At 60.9% G+C, this 19,770-nt stretch carries 15 protein-coding genes; 7 read left to right on the top strand and 8 right to left on the bottom strand.

The genetic code is table 11. The features are described 5' to 3' along the window. Positions 1 to 170: 170 nt before the first annotated feature. Positions 171 to 4,118 (bottom strand): trifunctional transcriptional regulator/proline dehydrogenase/L-glutamate gamma-semialdehyde dehydrogenase, encoded by a 3,948-nt coding sequence (putA, locus tag DQ405_RS12415; protein ID WP_168424513.1) that lies wholly within the window; start codon positions 4,116 to 4,118, stop codon positions 171 to 173. A gap of 314 nt (positions 4,119 to 4,432) precedes the next feature. Between putA and DQ405_RS12410 the strand changes: the two genes are divergently transcribed. Continuing rightward, positions 4,433 to 4,891, top strand: coding sequence for a hypothetical protein (locus DQ405_RS12410; RefSeq protein ID WP_168424512.1), 459 nt, complete (start codon positions 4,433 to 4,435; stop codon positions 4,889 to 4,891). A gap of 146 nt (positions 4,892 to 5,037) precedes the next feature. Here DQ405_RS12410 and DQ405_RS12405 read toward each other — a convergent pair whose 3' ends face one another. Both DQ405_RS12405 and DQ405_RS12400 read right to left on the bottom strand, forming a co-directional pair. Continuing rightward, on the bottom strand, positions 5,038 to 6,126 hold the full coding sequence (locus DQ405_RS12405) for an endonuclease/exonuclease/phosphatase family protein (RefSeq protein WP_168424511.1): 1,089 nt from the start codon (positions 6,124 to 6,126) through the stop codon (positions 5,038 to 5,040). A gap of 263 nt (positions 6,127 to 6,389) precedes the next feature. Next, a complete protein-coding gene (locus tag DQ405_RS12400) occupies positions 6,390 to 8,132 on the bottom strand; it encodes a glycoside hydrolase family 5 protein (RefSeq protein ID WP_178114096.1) in 1,743 nt (580 codons plus the stop codon). A 578-nt stretch (positions 8,133 to 8,710) separates the two neighbouring features. On the opposite strand from DQ405_RS12400, the gene DQ405_RS12395 reads away from it, so the two are divergent. Continuing rightward, complete coding sequence (locus tag DQ405_RS12395; RefSeq protein ID WP_168424510.1) at positions 8,711 to 9,850, top strand: aminotransferase class V-fold PLP-dependent enzyme; 1,140 nt, start codon at positions 8,711 to 8,713, stop codon at positions 9,848 to 9,850. Between the two features lie 220 nt (positions 9,851 to 10,070). After that, on the top strand, positions 10,071 to 10,289 hold the full coding sequence (locus DQ405_RS12390) for a hypothetical protein (RefSeq protein ID WP_174824672.1): 219 nt from the start codon (positions 10,071 to 10,073) through the stop codon (positions 10,287 to 10,289). Positions 10,290 to 10,512: 223 nt separating this feature from the next. Here the strand turns inward: DQ405_RS12390 and DQ405_RS12385 are convergent, their stop codons facing one another. Beyond that, positions 10,513 to 11,550: a UV damage endonuclease UvsE gene (locus tag DQ405_RS12385; RefSeq protein ID WP_168424509.1), complete on the bottom strand. Its 1,038-nt coding sequence runs from the start codon at positions 11,548 to 11,550 to the stop codon at positions 10,513 to 10,515. Between the two features lie 204 nt (positions 11,551 to 11,754). Between DQ405_RS12385 and DQ405_RS12380 the strand changes: the two genes are divergently transcribed. Together DQ405_RS12380 and DQ405_RS12375 are read left to right on the top strand one after the other, a co-directional pair. Then, positions 11,755 to 13,743, top strand: coding sequence for a UvrD-helicase domain-containing protein (locus DQ405_RS12380; RefSeq protein WP_168424508.1), 1,989 nt, complete (start codon positions 11,755 to 11,757; stop codon positions 13,741 to 13,743). An 83-nt stretch (positions 13,744 to 13,826) separates the two neighbouring features. Further along, a complete protein-coding gene (locus DQ405_RS12375) occupies positions 13,827 to 14,447 on the top strand; it encodes a glutathione S-transferase (RefSeq protein ID WP_168424507.1) in 621 nt (206 codons plus the stop codon). Positions 14,448 to 14,453: 6 nt separating this feature from the next. Here DQ405_RS12375 and DQ405_RS12370 read toward each other — a convergent pair whose 3' ends face one another. Then, the gene (locus DQ405_RS12370; RefSeq protein WP_168424506.1) at positions 14,454 to 15,338 is read right to left on the bottom strand and encodes a LysR substrate-binding domain-containing protein; all 885 of its coding nucleotides are present in this window, start codon (positions 15,336 to 15,338) and stop codon (positions 14,454 to 14,456) included. A 116-nt stretch (positions 15,339 to 15,454) separates the two neighbouring features. Here DQ405_RS12370 and DQ405_RS12365 point away from each other — a divergent pair, with 116 nt between their 5' ends. Further along, on the top strand, positions 15,455 to 16,090 hold the full coding sequence (locus DQ405_RS12365) for an FMN-dependent NADH-azoreductase (RefSeq protein WP_168424505.1): 636 nt from the start codon (positions 15,455 to 15,457) through the stop codon (positions 16,088 to 16,090). After that, positions 16,090 to 16,416: a DMT family transporter gene (locus DQ405_RS12360; protein WP_168424504.1), complete on the top strand. Its 327-nt coding sequence runs from the start codon at positions 16,090 to 16,092 to the stop codon at positions 16,414 to 16,416. The genes DQ405_RS12365 and DQ405_RS12360 overlap by 1 nt, the downstream gene beginning before the upstream one ends. Before the next feature lie 8 nt (positions 16,417 to 16,424). Here DQ405_RS12360 and DQ405_RS12355 read toward each other — a convergent pair whose 3' ends face one another. From DQ405_RS12355 to DQ405_RS12345, 3 genes are all read right to left on the bottom strand, one after another. Further along, positions 16,425 to 17,186 carry an SIR2 family NAD-dependent protein deacylase gene (locus tag DQ405_RS12355; RefSeq protein ID WP_168424503.1) on the bottom strand — a complete coding sequence of 254 codons (762 nt, stop codon included), beginning with the start codon at positions 17,184 to 17,186 and terminating at the stop codon, positions 16,425 to 16,427. A gap of 224 nt (positions 17,187 to 17,410) precedes the next feature. Further along, positions 17,411 to 18,835, bottom strand: coding sequence for a deoxyribodipyrimidine photo-lyase (gene phrB, locus DQ405_RS12350; protein WP_168424502.1), 1,425 nt, complete (start codon positions 18,833 to 18,835; stop codon positions 17,411 to 17,413). Between the two features lie 13 nt (positions 18,836 to 18,848). Next, complete coding sequence (locus tag DQ405_RS12345) at positions 18,849 to 19,769, bottom strand: MerR family transcriptional regulator (RefSeq protein ID WP_168424501.1); 921 nt, start codon at positions 19,767 to 19,769, stop codon at positions 18,849 to 18,851. Position 19,770: the final 1 nt, after the last annotated feature.

Here is a 19,770-nt window from a genome sequence, read left to right as displayed (position 1 = left end):
AAGCTGCGCGTACGCGACGGATTGGCCTCCAGCGGACCTGTGGCAGGGCAGCCGGCGCTTCAGCGGCGGTTGTGCTGCGATCACGACTTGCTACCTGAGGTCGGTCTACGCCCCAACGGTCCGCGCTTGCACAGGTCGCCGCCCCTCGGCCGGACGGCGGGTCGTGACAATCAGCCAATGGTCATCAGGCTCGCATTGCCGCCTGCCGCGGCAGTATTGATGCTCAGCGCACGCTCGATCAGCAGACGCTCCAGTGGGATGTCAGTTTCGCCTGAGGCCATGCCTTGCACGCCAACGATGGGACCGCTGCGACGTGAGAGGCTCTGGCTGATATCAAGCAGCTGATCGGGATTGCCGTGGTGAAGCACCGCATCGAAGCGTGCCGCATCGCTGGTCCAGTCTGCAACGCCGGTGACGCGGGCTTGTACCGCTTGCGGCAGCTCTGCGATCAGATCCTTGGCCAGCGCCGTATCCGGCATCACCGCTTCGCTGCCGACAGCCAGTACCGCGGCGACCTGGATAAGCAGATCCTCTACATTCTCGGCCAGACACAGCACGTACTCGCGAGGCAGCAGGCTATAGCTGTTGCGCTCGCCGGTGGGGCCGTTGAGCAATCGCGTGGTGCCGCTCTGGGATTGCTCGGCGTAGCGGTCGCAAAGCGTCGCCAGTTCGCTTCGGCCGTTATCCTGCGCCCATTGCCTGAACTGCCGGGCGGAATCGGTCTGTACAGGGGATTGCTGCACCTCTGGCAATGCCTGCGTGCCGCCAAAATCCAGCGCCCGCAGCAGTGCGTCGTGTGGCCGCTCCGATAGCAGGCGATACAGATACAACGGGCCGCCGGCTTTGGGGCCGGTGCCGGACAGCCCTTCGCCGCCGAACGGCTGCACGCCCACCACCGCGCCGACGATGTTGCGATTGACATAGAGATTGCCAACCTTGGCGCAGTCAATGACCTTGGCAATGGTTTCGTCAATGCGGGTGTGTACGCCCAGGGTCAATCCGTAACCGGCGGCGTTGATCTGCTCCAGCAGTTGGTCCAGTTCGGCACGGCGATAGCGCAACACATGCAGCACCGGCCCGAATATTTCCTGCTGTAGCTCATCGAGACGCTCCAGCTCGATCAGCGTTGGGGTGACGTAGGTGCCGAGGGCACATTCCTGCTCGTCGATGCGGGCCATCTGATGCACCCGGCGGCCTTTATCGCGCATCGCCTGGAGGTGACGCTCGATGTTGTCTCGCGCTTCAGCGTCTATAACCGGGCCGACATCCACCGCAAGCCGCTGCGGATTGCCCATGCGCGTCTCGGCCATGGCACCCTTGAGCATGCCGATGACCCGCTCGGCGACGTCTTCCTGGACGCAGAGCACGCGCAGCGCCGAGCAGCGTTGACCGGCGCTGTCGAAGGCTGAGGCCATCACGTCCATCACGACCTGTTCGGTCAGAGCCGAGGAATCGACGATCATCGCGTTTTGCCCGCCTGTTTCGGCGATCAGCGGAATGCTCCGACCGCGCTCATCCAACCGCCCGGCAATGCTGCGTTGCAGAATCGAGGCAACTGCAGTGGAACCGGTGAACATGACGCCGCGAACACGCTCATCGGCCACCAGCCGTGCACCGACGGTTTCGCCGCGCCCGGGCAGAAGCTGCAGGATGCCCTTGGGAACGCCGGCCTCATGCAGGATCTGCACGCCCAACGTGGCGATTAACGGCGTCTGCTCGGCCGGTTTGGCCAATACCGTATTGCCGGCGCCCAGCGCGGCGCAGACCTGCCCGGTGAAGATCGCGAGGGGGAAATTCCAAGGACTGATACAGACCACCGGGCCGAGCGGGTGATGGGTGTCGTTATCGAAATTGCTGCGCACCTCGGCGCTGTAAAAACGCAAGAAATCCACCGCTTCGCGCACTTCAGCGATGGCGTTGACGTATGACTTACCCGCTTCACGGATGAGTACGCCCATCAATTGCTGCATGCGTTGTTCCATCAGCGCCGCCGCTCTCTCGAGCGCCGCCGCGCGCTCGGCAGGCGGAGTGGACTGCCAGAGATTGGCGTTGTCCTGCGCGCAGCGCAGCGCATTGTCGACGTCCTCTTCGCTGGCTTCCTGCACCAGCCCGACCACGTCTCGATGGTCCGCCGGGTTGAGCAAGGGTTCGGCCGATGTCATCGAGGCGTTCTCGCAGCCGAGCAGCGGCGCCGCGATATGGCGCTGATGTGTACTGGCGAGCAGGGCGGAGGAAAGCGAGGCCAGGCGCTGTTCGTTAGAAAGGTCGAGGCCGCACGAATTGAGGCGTGTCTCTCCGTAAAGATGTCTGGGCAGTGGGATCCGCGGGTGAGGCAGCCCGAGTGTGCCTTCCGCGGTGAGCATCTGCTCCACCGTCAGCACCGGGTCGGCGACCAGCTCTTCCAGCGAAATGCTCTTATCGGCGATGCGGTTGACGAATGAGGTGTTGGCGCCGTTCTCCAGCAGTCTGCGCACCAGATAGGCCAGCAACGTCTCGTGGCTGCCGACCGGTGCGTAGATACGGCACGGCCGGTTCAGCCGCTCGCTGCCCTTGCCGACGACCTGCTCGTAGAGCGGCTCGCCCATGCCGTGCAGGCACTGGAATTCATACTGGCCGGGGTAATAGTTCTGTCTGGCGAGGTGGTACACGGCGGCCAGGGTGTGGGCGTTGTGAGTGGCGAATTGTGGATAGATCGCCTCCGGTGCCGCAAGCAGCTTGCGTGCACAAGCAATGAAGGACACATCGGTGTAGGCCTTGCGGGTATAGACCGGGTAGCCCTCCAACCCGTTGATCTGCGCCAGCTTTATTTCGCTGTCCCAGTAGGCGCCCTTGACCAGGCGAATCATCAGCCTATGCCGGCTGCGTTTAGCTAGATCGATCAGATAATCCACCACGTACGGGCAGCGCTTCTGATAGGCCTGGATGACGAAGCCGATGCCATTCCAGTCGCTCAATGAGGATTCGAAGCAGAGCCGTTCGAGTAGATCCAGCGACAGCTCGAGGCGGTCCGCTTCTTCCGCATCGATATTGATGCCGATGTCGTAGCGCTGCGCCAATTGCGTCAGCGACAGCAAGGTCGGGTAGAGCTCGTCCATAACGCGGTCATACTGCGCACGGCTGTAGCGGGGATGCAGCGCCGACAGCTTGATCGAGATGCCCGGTCCCTCATAGATGCCTCGCCCGCGCGAGGCCATGCCGATGGAATGGATCGCCTGTTCGTACGACGCCAGATAGCGGCGTGCATCAGCGGCGGTCAGAGCCGCCTCGCCGAGCATGTCGTAGGAATAGCGAAAACCCTTGGCTTCCATGGTTTGGGCGTTGGCAAGGGCTTCATTGATGGTTTCGCCGGTCACGAACTGCTCGCCCATCAGCCGCATCGCCATGTCCACGCCCTTGCGGATCAACGGCTCGCCGCCCTTGCCGATCAGGCGATTGAGCGAGGAGGAGAGGTTGGATTCGTTATGCGTGGCCACCAGTCTGCCGGTGAGCATCAGCCCCCAGGTCGCTGCATTGACGAATACAGACTGGCTGTTGCCCAAGTGAGGCTGCCAGTTGCCGGTGCTGATCTTGTCGCGAATCAGCGCATCGCGGGTGCCCTTGTCGGGCACGCGTAGCAGGGCTTCAGCGAGGCACATCAACGCCACGCCTTCCTGGGACGACAGCGAGAACTCCTGCAGCAATCCTTGCACCAGGCCCTGACGCCCACCGGCGCTTTTCTGATTGCGCAACTTCCCGGCGATACGCAGGGCCAGCTGGTGTGTGGCGCTGGCTTTTTCTGGCGACAGTCGTGCCTGTTCCAGCAGCATCGACAACGCCTCGGGCTCAGGTCGGCGGTAGGCTGCCGTTATGGCGGCGCGCAGCACAGGCTGCGGCAGGATGCTCTCGGCGAACTCGATGAACGGTTCACGGCCGTGCCCGACAGCGACCGCCGGTTGCTGGGTAGCGTGCTCCAGTGGCGTAGCACCGAGGGGTTCTGCACCATTTTCGAGATGATCGAGGTACTGGAGCAGCGCTTGTTCCACCAGCTCATGTGGCGTGCGGCCGATCCGCCGGGCTGCCGCCTCGAGTCGATCACCGGTTGCCTCGTCGAGCTTGATGCCGAGCGTTGTGGTCTCCATATGCCTGCCCTCTGTCATGCGATGGCGGTGTGTCGCTGCGACGGACCACTCCGAACGCAGCGTCGGTCAGCTCATCGAGCTGTTTGTGTTCAGCGTAGACCTTCGTCGCGCGCCGATTGGCGGGACCGGCGGCAATATTCGGCGCAGGCCTGGGCCGGTTCCGGGCCAATTCAGTCACTCATGGCTAATCTTCAATCATGACCCGTAAAAGCGACCCGTTGAGCCCGGGGAAAATGGATGCGGCTGCGGGTGTCTGCGGAAGACTCGTTAGCGAGCGGCTCCGTTCCCATCGAAAGGCGTGGAGGGAAGAGAGAATGAAGATCGAGCGATTCGAAGACCTCATTGACTGGACCCGTGATACCCACCGGGAACTGTCTAGATGCCTGCGCCGGAGCGCGCCGCAACACGAAGAACAGCGGGCACAATGGTTGCTGGCCTATCTCGCCGATCATGAAAAGGCACTGGCCAACGCCATCGAACGCGTCGAGCGTCATGCCGACCCGAAGGCCCTGCATACCTGGATATACGACTACGTGGCGCGCAATCCGGTTATACGCAGCCAACCCTGTGCCATGCCGTATGCGGCCATGAGCGTCGAGCAGATATCCTACGAGCTCTTCACGATCCACAATCAAGTCATGGACCTGTACCGCTCACTGGCGCGTCGGGCCGAAATCGATGGCGCGCGCGACCTTGCCAACGATCTGCTGGCGCTTGAGTCTCACGAAACGATGCGTCTGGCGACGCAGTTCAACCGGGTCAACGAGGTCTGAAACTGAGCAAGGGTTTCGAGCGCCACGGATTGCACTGCTTGCTGCCGGACCGAGGGGTGACCGGCAAGCTCGAGCGGCGACCTGCACGGGCTGCGAATCGAAGCCGGCTGACGGCACGACGGCATGACGGCTAGCGGGACCTGATCTCAGCGCTTCTCTGGCTCCGGTACATCCGACGCGCTGACAGGCTTCTCGCTGATCTTTTGGTCTGCTTCGAGTTCGTCGGCCGCGTCGCCCTGCAGGCTCTGCTGCTCCGAAGCGGGGTCGTACTGCAGTTCGACCAGTACCGGGAAATGATCTGAGCCGAACTGTGGCAAACGCTGGATGCGGATCAGCTGGAAGTGATGGCTATGAAACAGGTGATCCAGCGGCCAGCGCAGAAACCAGTGCTGGGCATGGAAACTGTTGACCATGTAACGCCCCACTCTAGGGTCGAGCAGCCCGCTGATCTTGCGAAACAACCGTGTATTGGCTGACCAGGCCACATCGTTCAGATCGCCGGTGACGATGATCGGCGTGTCTTGCTCGTCGTCCTGTACGCTTTTCGCCACCACGAGCAACTCGATATCGCGCTCGGTGGATTCATCGTTCTCCGTCGGGCTGGGCGGAGCGGGATGAAGAAAGTGCATGCGAACCGCCAGTTGGTCGTTTAGGCGCACCTTGGCGTGCATGGATGGCACGTCGTCTTCGACGAGAAAACAAGTTTCTGCATTCTCCAACGGTAACCGTGACCAGACGTGCATGCCGTAGAGGTTCTCCAGCGGACAGCGAATGGAGTGGGGATACTCGCCGGTTAGCTCCTCGAGCTGCGTTTCCCACCAGTGATCGGTTTCCAGCGTCACCAGCACATCGGGTCGATGCTTGTGCACCAGCGCCTTGAGCTTGTCAGCCTGACGGTTCGGTGTAAGGACGTTGGCCGCCATGACGCGGATACGCGGCCTGTCGCGGCTCGTGTCGGCAAGTTTTACCTCGGCTCGCCATAACCGGGTATACGGAATGATCCACCAGGCTTGATAGGCGAGGCAGCCGACAACCAGAACGGAAATCAGGATCTGCAACGGCTCGGAGTAGGAGAGCAGCAACGCCTGAGCCAGCAGCAATGCGAAGGCCAGTACGCACAGCTGCAGGCGGGGAAAGTCCAGCCCTCGCACCCACCAGGCTGGGTTCTTCCAGAGTGGCAAGAAGGTCAGCACCAGCAGCAGGCCGGTCGCTGCCAACAAGATCCCTTCGGTCATTCCGATCCTCGGCGCTTCGGCTCGACGTCATGTCAATCCATTCAGATGCCTGAGCACAGGCACAGGCACAGGCACAGGCACAGGCACAGGCACAGGCACAGGCACAGGGATTCGTCCTGTTGATCTGGTGATTGGTTCCGCTTGCGTTGTACTACAGCGCCGTCAAGAACCACGCCTTTACTAGAGCGTAGGCGAGAAATGGAGAAAAAAGGCCTGCCACGCAGAACGTGACAGGGCCTTCGATTCCGTTGCTTTCAACCGTATTACAGCGGCTCACCAATCGCTACGCAGCTGTTCGGTGTGGCAGCGTGCTTTCGCAGGATCGGTAGCTGGGGTTGCTCCGCGCCGCCCGAGACGTCCAATGCGAGTATGTAGTTGCCCCACCACGGGCCCCCGGCCCAGTAAGTGAGAGGCACACAGTTCTCGCGCAGATAGCCAAGCAGGTTATCCATCGCGACGATCGCATCGGGGGCATAGTTCGGAACGCCCATCTCGCCAATGAAGCCGCGCAGATTATTGGTCCGCAGCCAATCTACGAATGGCTTGGCGCGAATGATCCCCAGGTCCGGAGCGAAGGTCTCGGTCTTGTCGACATACATACCCGACGTATCGCGGTCGAGGTACATGTGGGCCTCGAAGATCAGCTTGTTCTCAGGGTCGCGCATCCATGGGTCGGCGATGAGCTGAGTGTTGGACTGCGGCCAGTGCCAGGCGCTGGAGAAACGATCCCCGGCGACATAGATCCAGTTAGTCCGGTCGACCTTGCGGATCTCTTTGGCTGCTGCCAGTGCGGCTGCAGGCCAGAGCCCCTTGGTGTTCGGCTCGTTCATCAGGCCATAACCGCTGAGCGCCGGGTGATCGCCTATTTTCAGCGCGATACGTTTCCAGGCGTTGGCGAACGACTTGATCGGTACGCTTTCCGAGCCGATCGGCTCGCGGTAGTAACGGTAGTAGTTGTGCATGTCCAGCACGACCTTTACGCCGTGCTTCTGTGCGAAGTCGAGCGATTGCGTGAGCAGCGCCAACTGCGCAGCGTCGAGCTCGGTGTCCAGTTGCGGCTGGATGCGCTCCCAGAGAAATGGCAGGCGGACCAGTTTCAGACCCTGTTCGGCGTACTTTTTGTAATACGACTCGGCCGGATAGATGTAGTTGGTGCCATGCTTGCCCGGTAGAACCGAGGGCCCGAATGCGGCACCGGACAGAGCGACGCCGACGAGTTGTACGGGCTCGCGCGCTGGCAGTGTTACCTCTGCCAGCGGAGCCGAAGGGGTAGCCGGCAAGAGGGTCGGGGACGGGGCCAGGCTTAGCTTGTTCGGATAGCCGATGACGTTGCCGTCAAGGACGGGGCCATCCATGAATACGGTCAGCGCGCCGCTGGCCGGCTTTACCGAAGTGACGGTGCGTACCTGGCCATCCGCCGTGCGTACCGATGCGCCGGCCACGAAGGTCGCCTTGTTCTGGGCGGTGGCAGCGATCGAAACGCCTGCTGATGCGCGCCAGGACCCGTTGAGCCAGTAGGCGTTGGTGAACTTGTTGATCAGCGAGGCGTGGCTCGATGCAGCGACGGGCTCGCTATCCGGCGTAGTGGCGACCGGAGTCGGACCGGCGGTGTTGCTCACGCTCAGGCGGTTCGGATAACCGATAACGTTGCCATCCAGGGCTGGACCATTCATGAAAACGGTCAGCGCGCCGCTTGCAGGCTTGATCGACGTGACGGTGCGGATCTGGCCGTCTGCGGTTCGTACGGATGTACCGACACGAAACGCCTCGATGTTCTGCTGAGTCGCAGCGACCGAAACGCCTGCTGACGCACGCCAGGAGCCATTCAGCCAATAGCTGTTGGTGAATTTGTTGATCAGCGCTGAATAGGAGATTCCCGCTGCGCTCGTGCCGCCAGTGGTTGCAGCATGAACATTGCTGACGCCGGGAAGAAAGCCCAGCAGGGCGGTTAGGGCTATGACGGAAATGAGGCCTTTGTTGGCGCTCGGAAAGGTTGTAATAGGCATGAGCTCACCGTGACGGGAACAGCGAAACGTGACGAGGCGTCTCGCTGAAGCGAAGCGACAGGGAATCGATCAATAAAGGGCGCTGCCGGAGCAGACGGAATCCACAAACAGAACGAACTGCTAGACGAAGCGGCGGGGCGACCAGGCCGGCCTGCTGCTTCGGTTGCGCTTTTATAATTCGTTTTATTTATGATTAAAACCGCGAACGCCTTATTAATGCCGCCAATAAACCGTCAATAGTATTCAGTGACACTAGTTTGATACTAGATAGCCATGTCGCTGATCAAGTAGAACTCGTTTCGAGGCCCTGAATTGCTAGGCGATGAGCATTTATGGCGCCATTTTTTTGAACTAGCTGTTAATCAATCACCTGTGACTATTTGGCATGAATCCGACAGGCGGTAAGTTGCTTATTGAACTTCTATAAATAGGTATGCGTTGTGGCGCTTCAGGCCGCCTGGGTTGGTTGGCACGTTTTCGCACGGCACGGAGATGCGGTGGCGGGGGTTGGTGGCGCTTGTAAAGCGTTCGGGCTTCGGGCAGGGTCGATGTTGGGTCTCTTGCTGCGGAGCTATTCCATGTCGGACCTTTACCCACACGTCGATCCCGATGGGCTGATTGAATATTCGGTTGTTTTCACGGACCGATCCCTGAATCACATGTCCCGGTCGTTCCAGACCGTGATGAACGATATTTCCACCACGCTCAGATCCGTCTACAACGCCGATGCGGTGGCAGTAGTGCCGGGCAGTGGCACCTTCGGTATGGAAGCGGTAGCGCGCCAGTTGGCGCATGAACGCAGATGTCTGGTGATTCGCAATGGCTGGTTCAGTTATCGCTGGAGCCAGATATTCGAGATGGGCGCGATTCCAGAGCGGACCACGGTGCTCAAGGCGCGACCGCAAAGCCAAGCGTCCCAGGCGGCGTACTTTCCGGCGCCGATAGACGAAGTAGTCGCAACCATTGCCGCGCAGAAGCCGGACCTGGTGTTCGCGCCCCATGTCGAAACCTCGTCCGGGATGATCCTGCCTGACGACTATCTACGTGCAGTAGGCGACGCCGTGCATGCGGTCGGTGGTCTGTTCGTTCTGGATTGCATCGCCTCCGGCGCCCTCTGGGTGGACATGCAGGCAAGCGGGGTCGATGTGCTGATCAGCGCGCCGCAAAAAGGCTGGAGCGCATCGCCTTGCTGTGCGCTGGTAATGCTCAGCAAAGCGGCGCTGTCTCGCATCGAGGCAACACGGAGCAGCAGCTTTGCCTGTGATTTGAAGAAATGGCTGCAGATCATGCAGGCCTACGAACAGGGTGGGCATGCCTATCACGCGACCATGCCGACCGATGCCTTGGCGCGTTTCCGTGATGTCATGTTGGAAACCAAGGGCTATGACTTCCAGACCCTCCGTACCCAGCAACTTGAGCTGGGCCAGCGGGTGCGGACGCTATTGGCCGAGAAGGGGTTCAGCAGCGTTGCGGCCGATGGCTTCGAGGCGCCAGGCGTCGTGGTGTGCTACACGACCGACAGCGAAATCAAGAGCGGCAGCAAGTTTGCCGCGAAAGGGTTGCAGATCGCAGCTGGCATACCAATGCAATGTGACGAGCCGAGCGATTTCCGAACCTTCCGCATCGGTCTATTCGGATTGGAGAAGTTAAAAAACCTCGACCGTACCGTGAATATTCTGGAACAGGCACTGGACGAGATTCTCGCAGGCAACCGCTAGCTCGCCGCTGACAGGGGTACCGCGCCTGTTGCCTGCGGAGGGCGGCAACAGGTATCTCGGCGCCGCGCATCGGGCCGTTTGGCTTTAACCGAACCATTGTGAAAAATCGCTGTAACCTGCGTGCTAGACACATTAATGAAACAAAAATGTGTTTGCGCATGTGCTCAGGAAAGCTACGCTGAACCTATACAAGGCGACTACAACAAGAGAGGGGCTCAGTATGATCAACAACCAGAATGCTCAGGTCGTTGCACTCGAATTGTGGCGCTTCTGTGCACATTGCATAGCCATAATCGTCGTTGTAGGAGCGGTACTTATTGGTTTCCTTGGATCCTGGGACCTGGCACTCAAGGTCGGTGTGCTACCACTGTTGGCGCTCGTCGCCGCCGATGCGTTGGCCAAGCGTCGGGAACATGAGATTCACGTAAGGAATTCCTAACCCTCGCCACCCTGCGCAAACCGTCACGGGGCTTGCGCAGGGCTGCCATCCGCAGCCCTATAGCTTTTACGAGTGATCTAGCCCGCGTTTGGCACGCGGTGACAAACAATACTGCGCATACCGGCAACAATTCCTCCTGTACCAACAGTCCATTGCCTTCGCGCTTTCGCCTTACCGTGCCAGCGAGTTCAGACGCGCCGGCATCTGTGTCGTTGACCTCGCGTTACCGCAGATTCGAAGCCTCCTCGTCCGCCAGGTAATCGGCGAAGTAATCCAGCGCGGCCAGGTTCTTGTCCTTGGCCTCGAACATGATGTCGAAGCGATCCAGAAACTCACGGGCGTAAAGGTTCGTCCAGCGATTCCACATGCGCTTGCTGTGGCTGTAGAGGTCGCGCTTGCTTACACGCTGTAGCAGGGCGTGCATCTCGAGTTTCTCTTCCGCTGAAAACCCCTCGGCGATCAAGCTTTCCGGTGGCTGCGAGTAATGCATGGTCGGTCTCACGCCACGCCAGCTGTCGATGATCTGCGCCACGCGTTCGTCATGCGGGTCGATATAGCGCTCCTCGTTGACCCAGCAATGATGGATATCCAGCACAACGGGTGCCAGATCGGCTAGCTGCAGGCAGTCATCGACGCCATACGTCTTTTCTTCGTTCTCGAAGGTAATGCAGTGGCGCGCTTCCTGCGACAGGCGCGGCCAGACAGCACGGATGCCATCGACGCCCAGACGGCCAGCGATATGCACGTTGCATTTGAAGTCCTGGAACTGCCGGCCGAAGCCCATCATGCGGATCATGTCGGCGTGGTACTCGAATTCCGCCAGGCTGTTTTCCACCACCTGCGGCTTATCCGACCCCAGCACGCAGTACTGACCCGGATGCAGCGACAAGCGAATGGCCTGCGCTCTTGCGCACTCGCCTATTCTGGCGAATCCGGCCTCCAGGGTCGCTCTGACCTCGGACTGCTGGTAAAACTCGGCGGCCTCGGGGTGGCTGTAGAACGGCAGCAGATCGCTGCTCAGCCGGAGCATGCGCAATGGCGCTGGCAAGCTGCCAACGTAGTCGAGCAGGCGCAGCTGCGCGGCCAGGTTGTGTTCGATGATGCCGCTGAGCTTTTCACGAGCGATGTCCTGGGACACGCTGTTGAGCCAGCGCAGCGTGGTTGAGCGCGGATTGAATGCGCGCTCGATGGCCTCCAGCTCCTTCAGCGATTCGCTATGGCCGGGATGCCGATACATGCAGGCGAAACCGATTCTGTACATGGGGGGCCTGTGGCGTGTTGCGCAATGGATATGCGGCAAGCGTCGCGGACGACTGTTCTGTTTAGTCGTCAGCTCGCCCGCAGGGTGCCATGCAGGTGACGAACGTCGTGTTCTAACGCAGGGCGGCCACTGTGCGGTCAGACGCCAGCCCATCGCGAAAAACCCTTACCATATCAACCATCTGTTCATGCTCTGGTTGATTTCATGTTGTCTGCCGTCAAGCGCTACAAGCTGCTCATCTCGGGTGCGCTGGCGCGTTGTTTCCCCCGCACCTCGGCCTATCTGCAATCGGAAGATAACTTGGTGCTGCGGCCCTGGCCCGGTGCTGTTCCCAAGCAGGCCGGCAAGCGCGCCTCCAAGTCATCTCCCACGCTCGACCGCAGCGTCAAGAAAGCCGAGTCCTTCGCCAAGCCCACGCAGCCCGCCAAGCCACGAGCCAAACCGCGCAAGCCCGGTGGCGAAGGCATCTATGGCCCGGCAAAACTTTCCGTCGAGGATCAGCAGATTCAGGCCATGCGTCTGCGCGTCGGTCGTGCGGTCGACGCCGGTGTGATCTGCGCGCCATCCGAAGAACAATGGGCAATGATCCTCAGCGACAGCCCAGTGACGCGGATTTTCGCGGGCGCCGGTTCAGGCAAATCCACCACACTCGTACTTCGGGTGGTGTTCATGCTGTGTCACCTGGAGATTCCGCCGGAGCGGCTTACGGTGATCTCATTTACCAACGCATCCTGCGCGCAACTGCGCGAGCAGCTGATCAGGGTGCTGGGTTTCTGGAATGTCGAATTCGACCCGGCCACGGTTCGCCGATGCGTGCGCACCTTCCACTCGTCTATGGCCGAGCTGGCCAGGGATGTGTTGGGAAAACCGGTGTGGTTCGAACAGCTGGACGATAAGGGCGCCTCGCCGACTGAGCTGGACAATCCGCTGACGTCCTCGCGTCTGCGCCCGGCACAGCAGCGGCTGCTGAAGCAGGCGTACCAGCGTTGTTACGCCGAAGAGGATGGCTTCCGCACGCTGGTTCACAAGCTGCTGGATCTGCCACCGCCTGTCACCGAAAACGCTAAACGCACCCTGCCAAAGGCGCCGCTGGATATGTTCAAGCTGGCAGGAGAGTTCGCTCCGGCTCCGCTGTTCGAAGTGTTCTACGCACAGGCGGGCTTCATCGAAAGCATCGGCATTCGCATCGAGCACATGCAGACCAGCCGGATGACCTGCTCGGAGCGCGAACGATGGTTCATCGAGGCGCTGGTCCTATTTTGGAAGCATTTCCAGACCACGCTGCAGGCACAGGGGTTGATGACGTTCAACGGTGCCTTCCAGCAACTCACACAGCGACTGGCGTCGGGCAGCGGAAGTGTTTCCATGGACGCCCTGGCACCGTTCAGTCATCTGTTGATCGACGAGTTCCAGGACATCTCGCCGCAGATCGTGCAATGGCTACAGGCGCTGCATCGATCGCTGGCCAGCCAGGGCGAGGCCGTGAGTCTGATGGCCATTGGCGACGATTGGCAGTCGATCTATGGCTGGCGTGGCAGTTCGCCGGAGTTGTTCATGGATTTCGACAAGTACTTCCCAAGTAGAGGCGCGTCGAAGAAGAGCAGGGTGCTGCTGTTGGAAACCAACTATCGATCCATCGAGCCGATCATTCGCGACGGCGAGGCGGTATTGGCCGGCGTTGAGTTCAAGCAGGCAAAGATCAGCAAGGCCGGCAAGGCGACGCAACCCGGCGATCACGGCGTGAAGCTGGTGACCCGCTTCGATGTGAAGGCGCGTTTGCCTGATCTGATCAAAGAGATCAAGGCACAGTGCGAGCACGTCGCAACCCGGCCGAATGCGGATCGTAACGCCGTATTGGTGCTCAGCCGGCGCAACGAACCACTGCGCGCGATCCAGGCCGAGCTGGATAAGAAGCTGCCGGTCAAGGCCTACACCATTCACCGGGCCAAGGGGCTGCAGGCGGAAGTCGCCATCATCGTCGACGACTGCCTGCCGCCAGAAAAACATCCGCTGCGCAATGCGCTCTACGCCTATTCGGGGTTCTTCCGAAACAGTTACGACCAGGCCATGGCTGACGAGAATCTGCGCCTGGCCTACGTGGCGATCACTCGTGGGGTGAGTCGGGTACTCTGGTTCACCCAGAAAGTCCAAGGCGCAACGCGCCTGCTTGCGGCGCAAAGGAAAGCACGCTGATCCGCTCGGATATCGCGCGTGTCATCGATTTGCGGTTAGGGTTGAACGCGGCGACGAACGCCGACCGAAGAGAGGGTGATTGCATGCTGAAGCTATGGGGCCGAATCAATTCGACCAACGTGAAGAAGGCGCTCTGGTGCTTGGAAGAGCTTGGTGTTCCCTATACCCGCGTCGATGCGGGAGGTGCTTTCGGCGTAGTGGGTGAATCAGAATACGCCGAGAAGAACCCGAATCGCCTGGTGCCTTGCCTCGAACACGGCGACTTTGTGTTGTGGGAATCCAACGCCATCGTTCGCTACCTGGCCGTGCAGTATGGCGAGGGCACGCTGTGGAGTGCTGACCCGCGCGAGCGCGCCTCGGCTGACAAGTGGATGGATTGGGTGACGTCATCCCTGGCAGCGCCCTTCCGTCCGGTGTTCTGGAACATGGTGCGTACCGCTCCCGAAAAACGCGACATGGCCGCCGTGCATGCAGGGCTGGAGCAATGCGGCAAGCTCCTCGCCATCGCCGATCAAGTCTTGGCGGACCAGCCGTATCTGTCGGGCGAATCCTTTGGCATGGGCGATATTCCACTCGGTTGCTACGCCTACGCCTGGTTCGAGATGCCCATCGAACGCCCAGACCTGCCAAACCTGCGTAGCTGGTATGAGCGACTGCAACAGCGCCCGGCGTATCAGGCCGCAGTCATCTCACCGTTGACCTGACAGCCCTCAGCGACTGGCGGACTCGTTGTTCAGCCAGTCGAAGAAGGCCTTGACCGGGGGATGCCGCTCACGGCCGGGTACGCAGAGCGCTGTGTAGTTCGCCCCGGGGACGGTCATCTCGGGGCGGTAGGGTTGCAGCAGTCCCATCGCCAGACTTTGCGATACCAGCACGTTGCTCGCCAGCACCAGACCCTGCCCGGCGATGGCTGCCTGCAAGGCGTAATGCTCCTCGTCGTATTCGCGCAACTCGGTGGCTTCCAGCCATGACTCGCCAGCGGCTTCGCACCAGGCTTTCCAGCTGCGATCGTAAAGCTGCGAGTTACGCCAGCGGACAGTGATCAGCGTCAGTCGCGTCGGATCGAGGGAGGCGAGCAGCCCTGGCGCGCCATATACGCCGAAGCATTCGTCGAGCAAGCACTGGCTGTGCAGGGTGGAATGGCTGCCATAGCCATAGCGGATCACCAGATCGATGCTGGCGTCCTGATGTAGATCGAGCAGGTCGGTGCTCGTTTCGACACGCACCTTGATGCCGGGGTGCACCTGATAGAAACGGCCGAGGCGAGGAATCAGCCAGAGCGCCGCAAAAGCTGGTGTGGTGGACAGGGTCAGGCTGCCGATGCTCGGCTGCGGGCGCAGATGATCGACGGTTTGCACGACCTCGAGCAACGCTCCGTGCAGGCTGCGGAACAGCCGCTCGCCGCATTCGGTCAGACGCACGCCTCGAGCCATTCGCTGGAACAGCGGCACGCCCAGCCATCCTTCGAGCGACTTGACCTGATGCGACACCGCCGTGGGCGTGACGGCGAGCTCTTCGGCCGCCGCCTTGAAGCTTTGCAGCCGCGCGGCGGATTCGAAAGTGCGCAATGCGGTGAGTGGCAGGTTCGCGAACATGATGCCCTCAGGTGAGTTGATTTCATCCGACAAGAGTATTGCTCATTTGTCGTCACTCGCTGTGGCCAATAACTTGGCCCCCGTCAGCCGCATGGTGCGGCATCGGGAGGTAAGTGATGAAAAGAATTCTTGGCATACAGGGCAGCCCACGCGGGGAACGCTCGCATTCACGGCGCTTGCTCGATCATTTTCTTCAAGCCTTGACGGCCGAGCAGCGTGACGTTGAGATTTCGCGCCGGGAGGTGGGTCGCATCACGCTGCCGCCGGTCACCGAGGGCTGGGTAGCAGCCGCCTTTAGCAAGCCACACGAGCGCACCCTGGCGATGCACGCCGACCTGGCGCTTAGCGATGAATTGGTCGGTGAGCTGCTTGCCACGGATCGACTGGTCATTGCTGCTCCCATGTACAACTTCGGTGTTCCTAGCGGCGTGAAGGCTTGGATCGACCAGATCGTTCGTATCGGTCGCACGTTCGACTTCACGCCCGAGGACCCAGTAAACCAGTACAAGCCACGAGTCCTTGGCAAACGCGGCCTGATCATTACCACACGGGGAGACCGCGGCTACGGCCCGGAGGGTGTGAACGCGCGCCTCAACCACGCCGATACCCATCTGCGTGATGTGCTTGGGTTGATCGGTATCACCGATGTAGAGGTGGTTGCGGTGGAGAACGATGAGTTCGGCGGGATGGCGTTCGAAGATTCATACCAGGCGGCGCAACTACGGCTGGCACAGCTGGCAGTGGATTTTTGATGTCCAGCGGCTGGATATTTCTTCTGCTGGCGGCTGGATTCGAGGTGCTGTTCGCGATGGCGATGAAGTACGCCGAGGGTTTCACTCGGCTACTTCCCAGTATTCTGGTGGCAGCAGGTGCGAGCGCGGGCATCTATTTCCTGACCCTGGCGCTGCGCGACCTGCCAGTCAGCATCGCGTATCCAATCTGGACGGGTATTGGCACGCTTGGCACCGTATTGCTGGGCGCCTTGCTGCTAGGAGAGGCGCTGACGCCGCTGAAATTACTCTCGACCGCGCTGATCGTGGCGGGTATAGCCGGGCTCAACAGCACGTGGTCGGGTTGATTTCAACGTCAGGATTTGCCGAACGTCTGCTGAATGAGCTCAGGTAGCTGTTCACCAGCCGGGCCGGCCAGGGCGTATTCTCGTTCGCCATGGCTGGTTCCCGCCTGAGGATTTACGTGGACGACCGTCGCGCCGGCGCGCCAGGCCAGCCCTGGCACTTCTGCTCCAGGGTAGACCAGGCCGGACGTGCCTACCGACAGCAGCACATCACAGTGCTCCGCCGCTGCGAATGCGGTGTTCAGCTGATCGAGCGGAAGGCTTTCGCCAAACCAGACCACGCCTGGACGCAACTGGCCATCGCAGAATGCGCACTGAGGTGGCTGTACCCGGCGGCCTCCTTCCGGCTCGTCGGGCATGCTCAGTGGCTCTTCTGGGGCTTTCCCGCACGTGAAGCAGCGTGGGTGATGCAGGCTGCCATGAAGATGAATGACCTCAGTGCTGCCCGCACGCTCATGCAGATCATCGACGTTCTGTGAAACCAGTGTGAGACGGGGCACATACCGGGCCAGCTCGGCAATGGCTCGATGGGCCGGATTTGGCTGAGCCTGCAAGACTTTCATGCGTCGCCATTCGTACCAACCCCAGACCAAAGCAGGGTCCGTGCGGAAGGCCTCGGGCGTGGCCAGGGAGGCGGCGTCGAAGCGCTCCCAGAGGCCGGTCAGCGAGTCGCGAAAGGTCGGGATTCCGCTTTCGGCCGAGACACCGGCACCGGTGAACACCACGACATTGCGGGCGCTGCGCAAGGTTTCGATCAGCGGGGCTGGGATCATCGGCTTGGCTCCTGTTGGTTGGTGAGACCAAGACTATGAACTCTCAGACCAAATCAAAACATCGCGTAACGTCCCGTCGATGACAGCCGATAAACGTCGATAGTCTGTGCATTGGAATGCCGGGGTTGTTGACGGCCAGTTTGAATCTCGATTCGACCACTGCGCTCATGCAGTGCTTGCGGTTGAAGTGATTGGAGCGGCTTCGCGCGGCGGAGCCGACCCCATTACGGCAGCGCGCCTAAATTTCTGAAGGCGGACAGGGCACGCTCACGACTCATCGTCAGCTCCACGATCGGCTGCGGATAATCGGCGGCAAGGCGTTCGCCCATAACGCACGGGTCATGAACCTCACGGTTGCTCAGCTGCGCCAGCTCCGGCAACCAGTGGCGCAGAAACCGACCGTCCGGGTCGAACCGGGCCGACTGCCTGAGCGGATTGAACAGTCGGAAGTAGGGCACCGAGTCGGTGCCGGTTGAGGCGCTCCACTGCCAGCCGCCGTTGTTGGCGGCCAGGTCGCCGTCGATGAGGTGCTGCATGAACCAGCGCTCGCCTTCGCGCCAATCGATCAGCAGGTTCTTGCTCAGGAACATGGCAACCACCATGCGCAGGCGGTTATGCATCCAGCCGGTGGCCAACAGCTGGCGCATAGCCGCGTCGATTATCGGGAAACCGGTACGGCCTTGCTGCCAGGCGGCCAACTCGTCGGGCGCGTGGCGCCAAGGCAGGGCTTCGGTTTCTGGGCGAAAGGCACGGCTCATTGAAACCCGCGGATAGCCCATCAGGATATGTTTGTAGAACTCCCTCCAAAGCAATTCATTGATCCAGGTGACGGCGCCCGGATTGCCACTGTCCAGCTCGCCCTGGTTCTCTCCCAGCGCGGCGTGCAGGCATTGCCGCGGCGATACGACACCGGCCGCCAGATAGGCCGAAATCTGGCTGGTGCCAGGCTCGGCGGGAAAGTCGCGACGCTGTTGGTAGTCCGCCAGATCCTGCGCCGCGAAAGACGCCAGCCGACCATATGCAGCGTGTTCGCCGGCGGGCCAGTGCGAACGCAGCGCGTCACTGGGCGGGGTGAAACCCTGCACAATCTCGGGCACCGGATCGCTTGGAATAGCCATCCACGCTTGCGGTGCGGGGACCGGTAGGCAGCGTGGCAGCGAATGGCTCAGGCGTAAGTAGCAGACTTTGCGGAACTGGCTGAAGACCTTGAAACAGTCGCCGGCCAGGGTCTTAACGCTACCCGGCGCAAAAAGCAGTTGGTCCAGATGGCGTCGCAGCGTCGTCCCGGTCTGGCGAAGTGCCTCGGCCGTCGCATTGTCACGACGTTGCTCGTTTACGCCGTACTCGTCGTTTATATGCACGGCCTCCACGCCGTGCTGGCGACAGAGGTCGGCGATCAGGGCAGGCACCGCTTGCCAGTGATCTACACAGCGGATCAGCAAGGGCACGTTCAGCTCGGCGAGGCGTGCCGAAAGCGCGTTCAGATTGCGCAGCCAGAAATCGACTTTGCACGCCGCGTCATGATGGGCGAGCCATTGCGCGGGCGTAATCAGGTAGATGGAGATGGTCGGCCCGGCATTCATCGCTGCGACCAGGGCGGTGTTATCGGCGACACGCAGATCGCTGCGCAGCCAGAGCAATTGCTTCATTTCGGGTTTCCTTTCAGCCAAGGAGCAGGCTGGTCTGTAGCGCTTCAAGCACGGCAGGCGGATCATTGGCCAGCGTCAGGTTGGGCACGTTTTGAAGCTCCGCCTGATGGATACTGGCGGCCGGGCCGGCCAGCAACAGTGGCAGGGAAGCTGGAGGAACCAGCCGAGACAGTTGCCGCCGGAAATAGCCGCTATCCAGCGACTGACTTGCGTAAAACAACAGGCCGCGGGGTGCGAACCTTTCCAGGGCCAGGGGTAGTTCTGTAAGGGGCACGGACCACTCAATGATTTCAACCGGGCAGCCCGTGTTGGCGACAAGCCAGGCACAGAGCCATAGACCCGGCTCGAAGTGCTGGTCGCTCAGGCTTACCAGTAACAATGGCGCGCCGTTGTGCTGGCGATTGCTGTGGTAAAGGCGCGTACCAAGCTTGGTACGCAGCCAGGAATGGAACAGGCCGCGCTCGAGTTCCGCGCCGAAAGTGTTGTACCAGCGCTGTTCCAGGCTCAGCAAAAGCGGTAGCAGCAGGTGCTCGCATAGCGTGCGCGGCGGGTAGATCGCCAGCGCACGGTTGAAGCTGTCATCGAGTCGGTGTTCCGCCAGCTGAGCGATGGCAAGGAGCATTTCCTCATGCAGATCGCTCCACGGGTTGTGTTGGCTCAGGCTGGCACTCTGGCGTTCGTCCAGCAGTTGCTTGACCTGGCTCACCGCAACGCCGCGGTTTAGCCAGCTGACAATGCTCTGGATGCGCTGCACATGGCCGTCGTCATAAAGCCGATGACCTTTCGGCGTGCGTCGCGGCATGATCAGGCCGTAGCGCCGTTCCCAGGCGCGCAGCGTTACCGGGTTGACCCCGGTCAGGCGTGCGACCTCCCTGATCGGAACCCAGCCCTCGGCGAGGTCGTCGTCTATGCGGTCATCTGAGACGTCAGTCATG

It is taken from the genome of Pseudomonas sp. SST3, assembly GCF_003325755.1.
Note: the sequence above shows the minus strand (reverse complement) of the source record. Positions and strands in the feature narration are given on the sequence as shown.

Excerpts from the sequence above, each read along its gene's own strand:
- phrB (WP_168424502.1), bottom strand. The coding sequence starts at position 18,835 with ATGAAGCAATTGCTCTGGCTGCGCAGCGATCTGCGTGTCGCCGATAAC.
- DQ405_RS12405 (WP_168424511.1), bottom strand. The coding sequence starts at position 6,126 with ATGACCGAAGGGATCTTGTTGGCAGCGACCGGCCTGCTGCTGGTGCTG.
- DQ405_RS12385 (WP_168424509.1), bottom strand. The coding sequence starts at position 11,550 with ATGTACAGAATCGGTTTCGCCTGCATGTATCGGCATCCCGGCCATAGC.
- DQ405_RS12355 (WP_168424503.1), bottom strand. The coding sequence starts at position 17,186 with ATGATCCCAGCCCCGCTGATCGAAACCTTGCGCAGCGCCCGCAATGTC.
- DQ405_RS12395 (WP_168424510.1), top strand. The coding sequence starts at position 8,711 with ATGTCGGACCTTTACCCACACGTCGATCCCGATGGGCTGATTGAATAT.
- DQ405_RS12400 (WP_178114096.1), bottom strand. The coding sequence starts at position 8,132 with ATGCCTATTACAACCTTTCCGAGCGCCAACAAAGGCCTCATTTCCGTC.
- DQ405_RS12365 (WP_168424505.1), top strand. The coding sequence starts at position 15,455 with ATGAAAAGAATTCTTGGCATACAGGGCAGCCCACGCGGGGAACGCTCG.
- DQ405_RS12390 (WP_174824672.1), top strand. The coding sequence starts at position 10,071 with ATGATCAACAACCAGAATGCTCAGGTCGTTGCACTCGAATTGTGGCGC.
- DQ405_RS12375 (WP_168424507.1), top strand. The coding sequence starts at position 13,827 with ATGCTGAAGCTATGGGGCCGAATCAATTCGACCAACGTGAAGAAGGCG.
- putA (WP_168424513.1), bottom strand. The coding sequence starts at position 4,118 with ATGGAGACCACAACGCTCGGCATCAAGCTCGACGAGGCAACCGGTGAT.
- DQ405_RS12345 (WP_168424501.1), bottom strand. The coding sequence starts at position 19,769 with ATGACTGACGTCTCAGATGACCGCATAGACGACGACCTCGCCGAGGGC.
- DQ405_RS12370 (WP_168424506.1), bottom strand. The coding sequence starts at position 15,338 with ATGTTCGCGAACCTGCCACTCACCGCATTGCGCACTTTCGAATCCGCC.
- DQ405_RS12410 (WP_168424512.1), top strand. The coding sequence starts at position 4,433 with ATGAAGATCGAGCGATTCGAAGACCTCATTGACTGGACCCGTGATACC.
- DQ405_RS12380 (WP_168424508.1), top strand. The coding sequence starts at position 11,755 with ATGTTGTCTGCCGTCAAGCGCTACAAGCTGCTCATCTCGGGTGCGCTG.
- DQ405_RS12360 (WP_168424504.1), top strand. The coding sequence starts at position 16,090 with ATGTCCAGCGGCTGGATATTTCTTCTGCTGGCGGCTGGATTCGAGGTG.